The sequence below is a fragment of the Mesorhizobium sophorae genome, from assembly GCF_002270415.1.
GTDB lineage: Bacteria > Pseudomonadota > Alphaproteobacteria > Rhizobiales > Rhizobiaceae > Mesorhizobium > Mesorhizobium sophorae.
This window is the reverse complement of record NZ_NNRI01000012.1, coordinates 265,939-278,991: the sequence shown is the minus strand read 5'-3', so window position 1 is coordinate 278,991 and position 13,053 is coordinate 265,939. Positions and strand designations below refer to the sequence as shown.

Genomic DNA, 13,053 nt, shown 5'->3' with positions numbered 1-13,053 from the left:
AATTCATGCGTTCCGGGTGCACGAAATCCGTGCCAGCCCTATGCGGCGAAACGATGTCGCCGACTGTTACTGGATCGTGTCGATGGCACTGCTCGACGAGCCGAAATCGCCGAGGGTACGGAACGACAGGTTGAAGCCGATGGTCTGCGACACCTCCCGAGTGTTCAGGTCGCGCGACTGCGAGTACGTCATCAGATAGGTGAAGCAGGAATCGTTGTAGGCGAAGCCGACGCCGTCGCTGACCAGCAGGCTTTCCTGCAAATCATAGGTTCCGGTCCCGAAGACGCGCCAGTTCTCAGCGAGATGCGTCGACGCACCAAGCGTGACTTCGTGGCGGTCGGTCGTGAAACCGTAAAGCGGCTGTGCCTGGATGAAGGCGTATTTGGCGGTCAGCGATACCGGCAGGCCGGTATAGGCGGCCTTTAGCTCGCCGCGGCGCATTTCAAAGCTCTGTTCGTCGAACCGGCCGCTAACCGAGGCAGCAAAGCCATTGGGGCTGTTGACGCCAAACAGGCCGACATAGTCCGACTTGGTGTTGTCGAGGCCCGAAAAGGCGCCGACATTGACCAGATCCGGCGCGGCGAAGGAATTCTCGCCGCCAATCTGATAGGACTGGCCGAAAATGGCATTGGTGCCCCAGCCATTGTTGTAGGAGCCGGAATAGCGCAGGCCGACATTGGCGCGCGAACCGCCTTCGACACGGTCGTAGCCGGAAAACTTGTCGCGTTCGAACAACGTGGTCGCGTCGAAGACCATGCTTTGGGCGTCTTCATTGGGAACAGCAAGCCCGCCGACATATTGCTCGTTCGGGCGCATGAAGACCTGTGCCATCGGCTCGACCACATGGCTCGAATTGGCGCTCGAAAACAGCACCGGCCAACGCATTTCGAGCCCGGCGGTCGCCATGAAACGAGCAAACGAGGAACGCATATCGTCCTGCTGGCCCAAATTCGTTGCCATCTGGTTGACTGCGGCAAGCGAAGCCGATGACGCGTTGACGTAGTCGACATCGCCCTGCAGCGCGAGCAACGGCGTCAGCACCAGCCCATTATCGGTGACGAAGGACCGCTTCCACTCGGCCTCGGTGGTGAGACGTCCGGATTCGCCTTCGATGCCGCGGACACGTTGGACGCCCGACGCCGGTGTGTAGGGGGTGAAGTAGGTCTGATCGAGATCGTCGCGGCGGATGACGCGCGCGTTGGCATTGAGTGACAACTGACCGCCGGCCACTGATATGTCGGGAATATAGGCGTAGTCGAGCGTCGGCAGCACCCAGGGCTGCTGGTTGCTGCGTGCGGAGATATTGCTGTTGGGCGTATCTTCCTGCACCTCGAAGTGCATGGCGCGCAGGTCGAAATAGTTGCGGCCGTTGAGACCCGTCAGGTAGACCGACGACTGGTGGACGCTGCTGCCGTACCTGTCGATGCCGTAGGTGTTCGAGAAGTTCTTGTCGGTCTGCAGCAGCACATCCCAGCCGAAATTCCAGCGCGGATTGATGGCGAACTGCCCCTGGGTGCCCATCATGCCGCGGAATTTGTTCGGATCGCCAGCTTCACCCGAATTGATGTTGTGGCCAGCAGTGGCTGGGAATGCATCCGTGTCCAGGAAGGCATCAGGATCCCGCTGCTGGATCCCGGCAATCTTCAAACTGTACTGACCATTGTTAAAGCGCTGGCGCCACTCGGCCTCGCCGAGGAAGCCTTGCTTGGTGTAGCCGGTGCCGGTGACGGTCAGGTCGTAGGTCGGTGACAAGGCGAAATAATAGGGAACCTTTACGCCGACGCCGAGATCGCTCTTGTAGACGATGCTGGGGATCAGGAAGCCGCTCTTGCGCTTCACTGTCGGGTCGGCAATCTCAAACGCGGGCAGGTAGGCAAGGGGGAAGCCGAAGAACTCGAAATTCGCATTCTCGAAGCGAACCGTCTTCTTCTCGCCGTTCCAGATGATTTTCCTGGCCTTGACGCGCCATGTCGGCGCCTTGTTGGGCTTGTCCTCGCACGGTTCGCAGGCGGTGTAGACGCCATTGTGGAACGTGGTCAGCACGCCGCCCATGCGCTCGGCGCTTTCGGCGGCAAAATAGGCCTTGTCGATGGTTTCGACGCGCAAAGCGTTGACGAAGCCGTCGGCGAAATCATCGGTGATGTCGATATGTTCCGAATTGATCTTGGTGCCGTCGCTGTTGACGACCTCGACATTGCCGCTAGCGACCATCCGCTTGGTGTTGCGGTTGTATTCGACCCGCTGGGCGACAAGGCGATTGCCGCCGTAGTCGATCTGCACGCCACCGACGGCGGTCACCGTCTGGTTGTCGTTGTTGTAGACCAGCGTGTCGGCCGCCAGCAGCATCTGCGAGCCGGACGGAACCGTGGCCGCCATGTCGCTGACGTCCTGCGCAAGCGCGGGCATCGGCACGGCGCAGGCAAGCAGGCACGCCAAGGCGCTAGCCGCATAGAGGCGCGCCAAACCGGCCTGCCTGTTGCTGGGCAAAAACGCCTCCCTCACTAGCCGTCTTCCTTGTATAGCAGGAAAGTCACCCCGAAGAACATAGCCACCACGACCGGGACCCAGGCGGCTACGACAGTCGGCACAAATCCCGCCACGCCGAATGCCTTCACCAGAACCGAAACGACATAAAGCAGAAAGCCGGCGACGATGCCACCCAGAATCATCGTCGCTGACTGTCCCATCCGAGCAAATCGCATTGATACCGTTGCCGCAATCAGCGTCATGGCGACGAGAAGGAACGGCAACGCCACCAGCGAATCAAACTGCATGGCAAAGGCATTTGCCTTGAGGCCGAAGGAACGGGCAACCTCGATCTTTCCGGGCAGATCATAAAACGGAATGGTTTCGGGGCGCGCCAGCCGCTCCTGCACGAATTCGGGCTTCAGATTGGTCGGCACGCGATCGTTTGTCGCTGCCTGGATCGTGCCGTTCTGGAACGTCCTGACGTCCTGCAATTCCCAATAGCCGTCGCGCAGGAAGGCGCGCGCGGCATCCTTGCGCTCGACGATGTTGCCTTGCGGGTCGAGAACGAAAAAGACGACATCGGCCATCTCGAGGCCTTGGTTGAGGATGGCACGCGCACCGATGATGGTGTCCCCGGAGCTGGTTTTCTGCCGGATCCAGGGTGCGGCATCGGCCGAAACCGTGTTCGATTTGCCGGAGCGCAGCTCGGTTTCGATCTGCTCGGACCAGGAAAAGGCGTGCGCGGCGAGTGGATTGATGGCGCCAACCGACAGGACGCCGAACAGCAATGCTCCGATGCAGCAGGGCAACAGGAATTGCCAGGCCGACACGCCGGCGGAACGCGCGATGACCAGTTCGTAGCGACGGTTGAGCGACACCAGCGTCGCCATCGCCGAGAAGAGGCCGACAAACGGCACCGTCTGCAGCATGATCATCGGCATCCGCAGCCCGGATATGGCCACCGCCGTCCCGTAGGTGAAGCCGGGCAGGCCGGTGGTGCGGCCGGAAAGCTCGGTGAAATCGATAAGGAACACCAGCGCCAGGAGGCCGATGAAGAACCAGAAGGTGATCGTCACGTAGCGGAAGAAGAAATAGCGGCCCAGCGTCCAGCCCATCAGCTGACCCCTTGCCCTGAAGTGCCGGACAAACGCAGCTTCAGCGCGTTCCAGCTGTCACCGATGCGGGTGGCGAAATTGGTCATCCAGTCCGCCCAGGCTACCGGCAGTTCCAAGGTCCGGTTGGATACGATGAACCAGATCGCCACCGCCGATGCCACGATGGGCACGCCGTAGACCATATAGGCATATTGCGGGACCTCATCGGCCTTGCTGGCGGCAAAGAAGCCCAGCCAGCGCACGAACAGCGATACTGAAATCGCCGTGATCAGCGGATTGACGCGTGCCTCGCGGTGCGAGCGCGCGTCCCCGGCGACCGCGAGCGCGATCAGTGCGAAGACGATGGAATAGGCCCATTCCGAAAACCGCTGGTTGAGCTCGGCCCGGTATTCAAGCGGGATTTGCTGGTAGTTCTTGTCGTTGGGGTTTGGATTGAGCAGGTACTGCGTCGTCTGGTCCTTCGGCAGCAGCGTCACCTCCGAGGCCGCCGCCATGAAGGCCGACATGTCGAAGGCATAGGATGTAAACCGGATGACCGACAGGTCGCCGGTCAGTGTTTTGCGATGAATGACGCCGTCATTCATCATCAGCACCTTTTCGCCGCCGCGTTCGATGATGCTGCCGGTCTTGGCGTAGTACACGAGGTTGACCCCTTCTTCGCGCGAATCCGCGACGAAGATACCGCCCAACCGATTGTCGGGAAGCCGCTCGCCGATCTGCAGGAACAACCCATCCTCGATCTTGCGGAAGGTGCCTTCCTGGATGATCAGCGACAGCAGGTCCGCGTGCGACGCCGCCACCAGCGCCCGGTTCTTCTGCCGAGCATAAGGGTCGATGCCATTGTCGACGGCAAAGGAAAAGACGCTGGCCGCGAGTGCCAGAAGCATGATCGGCCGCACGATCGTCCAGCGCGAGGCGCCCGCGGCGTTGACGACGGCGAGCTCGGAATCCGAATTCATGACGCTGAGTGTCTGTGCCACCGCCACCACCACGGCAAAGGGCACGACGATCGGGATGATGGAGGGAAGGATGAGAGCGGCCACCTCGAAGAAGGTCAGCGACGACTGGCCGCTGTCGGTGACCAGGTCGATCTTGGCCAGCACCTGCGTCGTCCATACGATGGCCAGCGTCCATACCAGCGCAGCCAGGAAGACCACGAAAGCGCGGCGCATGATGTAGCGTTCAATGACCTTCATGAAGGCTTTTCTCGATTTTCTCGAACGGCATCATGCCACCGCACAAGGTAGCTGTCCGGCGGCGCCTGCACAACTGGCTCCATGGATGGTCGATCCGGTTCCGTCCCACATTGCGCGCGCCCCGGCGGTCGGAGTGTCGGCGGCAATGGATAAGAAAGGGAAAACATCGATGGTTAACAACAAGTTGCGGCAAAAAGCGGGGCCGTGCCGCGAAGAATCACCATCGATTCCGTTGGTCATATGGGGTGCGAATTTGGCAAAGTCTTGCCAAATGCGGGAAAACGACCAAATGTCGCGCATCGCTTCGAACCACTTCCCCAAAAGCTACGCATTTTCCGAAAGCAGGACATGATGAGCCAAAGACCTTCGATCGCCTTCGCCAAATTTTCCGTACCCAAGAATGGCACGGTCTTCGTGCTGTCGGCGGATGAGGGCGGCCTGAGCGACGCCGCCAAGGCTTGCGATCCGGGCAAGACATTGGAGCGGGCCTTTCCGGTCGCCGAATTCACCGGCAAGTTCGCCAGCACCGTCGAAGTTCTGGCGCCCGAAGGAGCGTCGCTCGACAGGCTGGTGGCGATCGGCGCCGGCAAGGTGTCGGGGCTCGACGAATATGCGTGGCTGAAGCTTGGCGGCACCATTGCCGGGTCGCTGCGCAAGGCGACCGACGTGGCCGTGGTGCTCGAAATCGTCGGCGCCTCGCCGAGCGGCAAGGAGGCGGCAAGCCTCGCGGCAGGCATTCTTCTGCGCAGCTATGCCTTCGACAAGTACAAGACCAGGAAGGACAAGGACGAGGCCGAGCCGAAAAAGCCGGTCAAGGTCACCATCCACACCGCCGCTCCGACCGCTGCGAAGAAGGCCTTCGCTGACGCCGAGGCGGTGATGGACGGCGTGCTTCTGGCGCGCGACCTGGTCAACGAACCGGCAAACGTGCTTGGGCCGGTTGAGTTCGCCGCCCGCGCCAAGGAACTCGAGGCGCTCGGCGTCAAGGTCGAGATCCTGGCCGAGAAGGAGATGAAGAAGCTCGGCATGGGCTCGCTGCTCGGTGTCGCGCAGGGCTCGCCGCGCGGCGCCCGCATGGCGATCATGCAGTGGAACGGCGGTAAGCCAAAGGACAGTCCGGTTGCGTTCGTCGGCAAGGGCGTCACGTTCGACACCGGCGGCAATTCGATGAAGCCGGCCTCCGGCATGGAGGACATGAAGGGCGACATGGGTGGTGCCGCCGCCGTCACCGGCCTGATGCATGCGCTGGCCGCCCGCAAGGCAAAGGCCAATGTCGTCGGCGTCATCGGCCTGGTCGAGAACGCCGTCGACGGCCATGCCCAGCGCCCCGGCGATATCGTCACTTCTATGTCGGGGCAGACCATCGAGGTGCTCAACACCGACGCCGAAGGCCGCCTCGTGCTAGCCGACGCGCTGTGGTACTGCAACGACCGTTTCCAGCCGAAATTCATGGTCAATCTGGCGACGCTGACCGGCGCCATCATGGTGGCGCTTGGCCAGCACCATGCCGGCCTGTTTTCCAACAATGACGAATTGGCGCAAAGGCTGACGGCGGCGGGGCAGGCGACGCAGGAGCGGCTGTGGCGCATGCCGCTCGGCGCCGAATACGACAAGCTGATCGATTCCAAGAATGCCGACATGAAGAACATTGGCGGCCGCTATGGCGGTGCCATCATCGCCGCGCAATTCCTGCAGCGTTTCGTCAAGGAGACCCCCTGGGCGCATCTCGACATTGCCGGCACGGCGATGGGCTCGCCATCGAACGAGATCAACCAGTCCTGGGGTTCCGGTTTCGGCGTCAGGCTGCTCGACCGGCTGGTGCGAGACAATTATGAGCAGTAACCGGGTTCATCCGGTATAGGCTGAGGCGATGGCCGACGTCCTGTTCTACCACCTGACCGAATCGACGCTGGAGGATGCACTGCCCGGCCTCCTGGAGCGCAGCATCGACCGTGGCTGGCGCGCCGTGGTGCAGACCGGCACCGAGGAACGCCGCGATGCGCTCGACCAGCATCTTTGGACATTTCGCGACGATTCGTTCCTCGCGCATGCAACCGATCGTGAGGCCTATCCCGGTGAACAGCCGATCCTGTTGACCACCGGCGACGGCAATCTCAACGAGGCAAAAATCCGCTTCCTGGTCGATGGCGCCATGCCGCCCGAGCTTGGCGGCTACGAACGTGCGGTGTTCCTGTTTGACGGCCACGATGCCGCCCAGGTCGAGGCGGCTCGAGGGCACTGGAAGACGATGAAGGACGCCGGCCACGCCGTCACCTACTGGCAGCAGACGCCGGACCGGCGCTGGGAGCGCAAGGCGTAGCGCTGGGAGCGCAAGGCGTAGGCGGCGTTAGCCGTTGCTGATCGTTACCTTGTTGATTTTCGTGCCGGGAGGAAGATCTTTTATCTTCCCGTGGATCTGCCCCGCAATATGCACCTTCACCACGAAAAAGGTTGCCTGCGTCTGCTCGACGCTCATTTCGCCACCAAGCACTGGCGGCGTTTTAAAGTCGTAGCATTGGCCGGCCTTCAGGATCAATCCGTTCTTGCGCGCCGCTTTAACAAGACCGGCGAGCAGCAAGTCGTCCTGGCTATCGGCGTTCTGCACCAACGCCGAAAATTCATCCCAGTTTGCGGACACCGGCCTCAGTCGGCCCGTGATCGTGTCGAGGAGATGGATCGATCCGTCTGAGGCACGGAAAAAGATATCGCCGAAGGCCGAAACAGCGGTTGGCTCAAGGCCATCCAGCCCGATCCATTTCCAGCCATCCAGCGCCTCGGCCACATCCTTGCCAGAGGGCTCGATGAAAAGGAATTTGAGGTCGGGAGGCCAAACGGCGCTGATCGAGCGACCGTCAGGTTCATCCCCTACCGTGCGAAAACCTCCAAAAATCGAAGAAATAAGGCGCGAGAAAGGATTGCCCATAAACCACCACAAAGAGGAACGGGAGAATTAAATGACTAGAATCGCGGACACAAAGAGCAATCTACCGCAAGCCAGATCCTCAGTTGGCGCAGGCCATCCCGTAGATACCCAAAGAAAGTCGCCCCTCTTGTCCCAAGCGGTGCGAGTATACTTACAACCTGTAAGGACGGCAACGATTTCTTGTAGAGACGGCGTACATTTTCCCGTTCCGGTTGTGGATAAGCGGTACCTGTTATCATCTGGCGCCGACCGCTTTTAGGTCAATATGCACCAACCCGCGCAGCGGGCTGAGAATGCGGATGAAGATCGCTGGGACCGGCGCGCGCCGTACCGGCTGCATTCGTGACGTCGCGTGTGTTCGACGAAGGTAGGGGCGCGGCCGTGGCCAGTGGGAAACCGCCACCGGCGCCATCGAGTGCTATGTCTGCAGTGGGGCAGGCGAAGACAGCAGCGTTTGTGGCGCATGCCGCTCGGCGCCCATATGGCAGGCTGATCGATTGCTAGAACGCCGACATGACGACACGTCGGCGACCGCTATGGCGAAGCTATCATCGGCTTGTCGCGCTTGACCCTATCTACGGCCTTGCCTTGATCCGGTTTTGTTTCCAGGTGGCGTAGTCGCCGTATTTTACTTTCATGAACTCGTCCGCCATGTTGCGATCCGAGCTCCTGAAAACGTACCAGTCGCCATCCGGAATCTTGCGCTGGTAAACCACCCTGCCGGCCTGGCGATGCTCGAAACAGGTGAGGGCGTCGGAGTCACCTCCTGCTCCATGCCATTTTGCGCGGAAGCACAGCTTGCCTCCTCCGGGGAGGAACCAGATGCCGTCGCCGTAGCCCAGTTTGCCCTTGTCCGAGGTCCAGGCGCTGAATTGACGGCGCTGCACGGCAAAAAATCCGGCACCGTTTTGACCCCAGAGCCACGAACGGTTCTGGTACATCTGGTAGATACCCGCATCGGGCACCGCCTCCGCTTGGCTCGCCATTTCGGCGACCTGCGCCGCTGTCATCGCTGCCGCGGGAAGCTGGAAGGCAAAGACACCGATGGAACAGGCAAGCGCCGTTCCGATACAATTCCCCAATACTCGTTTCACGACCCTACCCCACTATTTTACGCCACGCCCAGTTTTGCACCACACCCGGTACAGCACCCCCTAGGGCAAGATATGCTGGGTAACCCTCCAATCGGGCAGTCCATAGCCACCCAGCCACGGCCACACTTCCTTCTGGTTGAAGTAGACGACCGAGGTCAGGGCCGGAAATTCAGAATAGGACTTGCGGGAATCGATTTCCCATTTCGAGACATATTCCTGCTTCCCGACATAGCCGAGCTCCGCCACCACGACCGGCTTGTTGAAGCCCGCGACGCGGTCATAGCCGGGCTTGAGCGCCTCGGCGAACGTCCGGTCGTGACCGGTCTCGTTGTTGTCCTTTTTCTGCAGGCCGAACACCGACAGGCCGATGACGTCGACGTAGTCGTCGCCGGGATAGTATTTTTCCAGACCCTCTTCGCCTTTGGGTGACCACATATATTTGGCGGCGGGGGCAGCCTTGCGGCAGATATCGACCTCGCGCTTGTAAGCGGCGATCCAGTCCTTGGGAGCCCAGTTGGCCCAGGTGAAGCGGCCGTTCTTGTCCTCCATTTCCTGCGCCCAGCGAATGGTTACCGGGCTCTTCATGGCGCCCACCAGATTGCAGATTGCCTGCATGTTGGCGTCATACTTGCCGCTCAATATGCCGTTGCGCAGTTCGGTCGGAGTGATGCGCCAGTCCTTCGACCAGGTCCACGGCTCGATGGTGATCAACAGCGACCGGTTTCGCTGAAGGGCATAGGCGTCGGCCAGGGGAAGGCTCGCCAGGTCGACGTCTTCCCAGGGCAGGAATAACTCTTCGATGCTGGCGCTCTTGTCGGCGCTGAAGTCTCCGTAGGGATCATAGGATCCGAACGCCGACGCGGCGCTGCTCGTCTGAACGGGGTCGGTCGTGGCCACTGAGCCAGCGCCTCCCGCAGTGGGGAACGCGACGCTTGCGCCCAATACAAGCGCGATCGCAAGTGCATTTGTTGTGGTGTGTTTCATGTTTGATACTCCCATAGCTTCAACATCCTGCGGAAGTTGAAGCCTCGCCCGTGCGCGCCGATGCTTGATCGACGCGACTACCCAACCGATCGGCAATACTGGTGGAATCCGCGGGATTTCTAAGCGACCATAGGCGGGTGTACGAACCTTCGCACAGAGCCCACCAAACGATTATCTATCTCTCAGGGCGCCGACATAGACGCGCTATAGAGAGAAGGTTCGCCGCGATACTCACAAATTCGCGCCCAATATCCCGATATATCATCCCAGGCTAAATTAAGAGGCGGTCGCGGCCAGGAGTCAAGCGCAATTAACGGTTGCTTAACCCTGTCTTTCACAACATGGTTAACGCTGCTCTCGAGCCTGCTCGCGACCGGAAAGCCTCGGCCCCACAGCAAACTTCCGACACAAGAAAACTTTGCCGGCTCGTCATTGCTGGGCTGCGTCGGTCGCGGTTATTCCCTTCCCGATTCAAGGTGTTAGGTTAACCAGATCTCAAGAACCATGGTTAACGAACGCTTAATTTAGTTGACTCTAACAAAGCGCGGACTGATTCTGTCGCCGGGATTTGAGAGCTTTCAGCCATCTGTCGGCGGAGAGCCCAAAGTGGCGGCGGGTAAGTGTATGAGTGCTTCCGTTCAGGCAGGCATTGTCGACCATGCAAGCAGGCGGGCACGGCGACCTGAGACGGCTGTCGCCACTGCGCGGAAGGGCCCTTTTCTGGTGCCCGTGCTGTCGGCCACCCAGCAATGGATCTTGAGACTGGCCCTGGCCTTCTGGTTCGTCACGCTCGGGTTCTTCTGGTTCTGGTGGCTGAAGCCCGAGCACGTCGAGCATGTCGGGCCATACGCATTCGCGACGCTCATTCTGGTATGGCTCACACTCATGCCGTTGTACTTCCTCCTGAACGTGCATGCGTCGAAAAAGCCGTCCAAACTTCACGCAATCCCTGAGCATTCGCGGGTCGCGATGGTGGTCACCAAGGCGCCGTCCGAGCCTTTTGCAGTGGTCGCGCGCACGCTCGAAGCGATGCTGGTGCAGGATTATCCACACGATACCTGGCTGGCAGACGAGGACCCATCCGAGGAGACGATCGCCTGGTGCGAAGCCCACAATGTAATGATTTCGACCCGACGCGGCCGGGAAGATTATCATCGCAAGGTGTGGCCGCGCCGGACGCGCTGCAAAGAGGGGAACCTGGCATTTTTCTACGATCATTATGGCTATGAGCGCTATGATTTCGTCGCTCAGTTGGATGCCGACCACGTGCCGACGCCAACCTATCTGAGGGAAATCCTGTTTCCCTTCGCAGATCCTGCGGTTGGCTATGTCTCGGCGCCGAGCATTTGCGACAACAATGCCGCCGAGAGCTGGTCGGCGCGCGGCAGGCTGTTTCCGGAAGGGATGTTTCACGGTCCCTTGCAGTCCGGCCATACGGGCGGCGGGGCTCCGCTCTGCATCGGCTCGCACTATGCCGTGCGAACCGCCGCGCTGAGGCAAGCGGGTGGTCTTGGCCCGGAACTGGCCGAGGACCATTCAACGTCGATGCTGATCAATGCGGCCGGATGGCGCGGTGTGCATGCCATCGACGCCATCGCGCATGGCGATGGCCCGCAGACCTTTGCCGATCTTGTCACGCAGGAATTCCAGTGGTCGCGGAGCCTGATGACGATCTTGCTCGAATACTCGCCCAGCTACCTTTCCAAGCTGCCGCCGCGTCTGAAATTCCAGTTCCTTTTTTGCCAGCTGTGGTATCCGCTGTTCGCCACATTTGCGCTTCTGATGTACGTCATGCCTATCTACGCGCTCTGTTCGGGCCAGAACTTCGCCAACGTGATGTATGTCGACTTCCTGTTCTACTATGCGCCGAACTCGATTGCCCTCATCGTCCTCGTGATGATGTTGAAGGCGTTCGGGCTTTCGCGCCCGATCACCGCCAAGACGCTCAGCTGGGAAGGGACGCTGTTCCTGTTCTTCGCGCGTTGGCCATGGGTGCTCGCCGGAACGCTGTCGTCGATCCGCGACTATCTGACCAAATCCTTCGTCGATTTCCGCGTTACTCCCAAGGGCAGCGGCCCCAAGGACATTCTGCCGGCGCGCGTCATCGTTCCTTATGTGGTGCTTGCGATTGGTGCGTCCTTGCCGGTTCTTCTGGTGGATCATCCTTCGAATTCCACCGGCTTCTACTGGTTCGCCGCATTCAATGCGCTGATCTACGGGTTGCTTGTGGTTGTGATCGTCACCAGGCACCTCGTCGAGAACAGGATTTCGTTGCGAGCCAATGGTGTGAAACTCGCCTGGCAGGCATCGCTCGCCTGTGTTGCGCTCTCGGTTCCAGCGGCGGGATTTTACGACCGCGGACTGGAAGGCATCTATGGGCTGCAGCAGGGCGCCGGTGGCGTTCGCATCGTCAGGATCGCCTACGTCGTTTCCGGCGCTGGCCGCGGCGAGACCGGCGACCGCAACTTCTACTTCGACCCTGGCTGGAACGAGAAGCGGTGACAGGCAGAAGCGACAGATGGTACGCTGGCACGCCCTGTCTCACCCTCAGCCGTTGTCATTTGGAGGATCACTTCTGTGGTTGGTATCCTGTCGATCCGCCGCTTTCTGTTGACGATGATTGTTGCGCAGCCACTGTTGGTCAGCGGCCCAAACGCCGCGACAGCCGAAGAGGTTGATTTGTCGGCGGTCGCTGCGGCTGAGCCGCTCACCCCGGCGGATCTTTTTCCCCTCTATGCCGACCGCACATGGATCTGGGAAAACGGTGCTGCCTATTTTGCCAAGGATGGGCGCCAACTTCGCGCCTGGACCGGCGGCGCGAATGCGACGATCGGCCAGGGCAGGTGGTTGATCACCAAGAATGGCAAATTATGCATGGATGCAAAATGGAAGACGCTTGCTGGTAGCTCGCAGGGGCGAACCTGCTTCAGCCATCACCGATTGGGCGGCACGATATACCAGATGAAGGATCCCAGCGGTTCCTGGTATGTTTTCCAGGCGTCGCCGGCGCAGCCCGGACAGGAGTACGACAAGTTCAAATCCGGCGACACGACCGCTGCGACTTTCGACAAGATGCGTCAGATGATCAGCCCTGATCAGAAGCCAGCGCCGGTCAAAAGCGGCGGTTGAGCGGAACTGCCACCTGGCACGAGCCATGACACACCCGGTGATTTTCGCAACCCCGCGCCGGCACCCATCCTGACAGCTCGAGAAAGCAATCCAGATCCGTCTCTGTGTCGAGAGCAGGGATGCTCCTGTCGGTGCCTGTCAAG

11 protein-coding genes are annotated in these 13,053 nt (G+C 60.4%); 5 read left to right on the top strand and 6 right to left on the bottom strand.

From position 1 onward, the window contains the following. Positions 1-66 precede the first annotated feature (66 nt). From CGZ66_RS18655 to lptF, 3 genes are read right to left on the bottom strand one after another with little or no spacing between them, the layout of a single operon-like run. Positions 67-2,502 carry an LPS-assembly protein LptD gene (locus CGZ66_RS18655; RefSeq protein ID WP_167392162.1) on the bottom strand — a complete coding sequence of 812 codons (2,436 nt, stop codon included), beginning with the start codon at positions 2,500-2,502 and terminating at the stop codon, positions 67-69. Further along, positions 2,502-3,587, bottom strand: coding sequence for an LPS export ABC transporter permease LptG (gene lptG, locus CGZ66_RS18650; RefSeq protein WP_206073729.1), 1,086 nt, complete (start codon positions 3,585-3,587; stop codon positions 2,502-2,504). The genes CGZ66_RS18655 and lptG overlap by 1 nt, the downstream gene beginning before the upstream one ends. Further along, the gene (lptF, locus tag CGZ66_RS18645) at positions 3,584-4,780 is read right to left on the bottom strand and encodes an LPS export ABC transporter permease LptF (protein ID WP_095086376.1); all 1,197 of its coding nucleotides are present in this window, start codon (positions 4,778-4,780) and stop codon (positions 3,584-3,586) included. The genes lptG and lptF overlap by 4 nt, the downstream gene beginning before the upstream one ends. Here lptF and CGZ66_RS39210 point away from each other — a divergent pair. The 3 genes from CGZ66_RS39210 to CGZ66_RS18635 are packed head-to-tail and all read left to right on the top strand — an operon-like array spanning position 4,770 to position 7,100. After that, positions 4,770-5,132 carry a hypothetical protein gene (locus CGZ66_RS39210; protein ID WP_143748785.1) on the top strand — a complete coding sequence of 121 codons (363 nt, stop codon included), beginning with the start codon at positions 4,770-4,772 and terminating at the stop codon, positions 5,130-5,132. The genes lptF and CGZ66_RS39210 overlap by 11 nt on opposite strands. Further along, positions 5,132-6,622 (top strand): leucyl aminopeptidase, encoded by a 1,491-nt coding sequence (locus CGZ66_RS18640; RefSeq protein WP_095086762.1) that lies wholly within the window; start codon positions 5,132-5,134, stop codon positions 6,620-6,622. The genes CGZ66_RS39210 and CGZ66_RS18640 overlap by 1 nt, the downstream gene beginning before the upstream one ends. Before the next feature lie 28 nt (positions 6,623-6,650). Then, on the top strand, positions 6,651-7,100 hold the full coding sequence (locus tag CGZ66_RS18635; RefSeq protein ID WP_095086373.1) for a DNA polymerase III subunit chi: 450 nt from the start codon (positions 6,651-6,653) through the stop codon (positions 7,098-7,100). Between the two features lie 27 nt (positions 7,101-7,127). Here CGZ66_RS18635 and CGZ66_RS18630 read toward each other — a convergent pair whose 3' ends face one another. The 3 genes from CGZ66_RS18630 to CGZ66_RS18620 all read right to left on the bottom strand — a co-directional run bounded on the left by CGZ66_RS18630 (position 7,128) and on the right by CGZ66_RS18620 (position 9,781). After that, positions 7,128-7,703: a T6SS immunity protein Tdi1 domain-containing protein gene (locus CGZ66_RS18630; RefSeq protein WP_095086370.1), complete on the bottom strand. Its 576-nt coding sequence runs from the start codon at positions 7,701-7,703 to the stop codon at positions 7,128-7,130. 575 nt (positions 7,704-8,278) lie between these two features. After that, positions 8,279-8,797 (bottom strand): DUF995 domain-containing protein, encoded by a 519-nt coding sequence (locus CGZ66_RS18625; protein ID WP_095086367.1) that lies wholly within the window; start codon positions 8,795-8,797, stop codon positions 8,279-8,281. A 60-nt stretch (positions 8,798-8,857) separates the two neighbouring features. Then, positions 8,858-9,781, bottom strand: a complete 924-nt coding sequence (locus CGZ66_RS18620; protein ID WP_095086364.1) for a glycoside hydrolase family 26 protein — start codon at positions 9,779-9,781, stop codon at positions 8,858-8,860. A gap of 624 nt (positions 9,782-10,405) precedes the next feature. Between CGZ66_RS18620 and CGZ66_RS18615 the strand changes: the two genes are divergently transcribed. Together CGZ66_RS18615 and CGZ66_RS18610 are read left to right on the top strand one after the other, a co-directional pair. Then, on the top strand, positions 10,406-12,283 hold the full coding sequence (locus tag CGZ66_RS18615) for a glycosyltransferase family 2 protein (RefSeq protein WP_095086361.1): 1,878 nt from the start codon (positions 10,406-10,408) through the stop codon (positions 12,281-12,283). Positions 12,284-12,358: 75 nt separating this feature from the next. Continuing rightward, entirely contained in the window at positions 12,359-12,910 is a 552-nt protein-coding gene (locus CGZ66_RS18610; protein ID WP_095086358.1) for a DUF995 domain-containing protein, read from the top strand. The last annotated feature ends 143 nt before the right edge of the window (positions 12,911-13,053 follow it).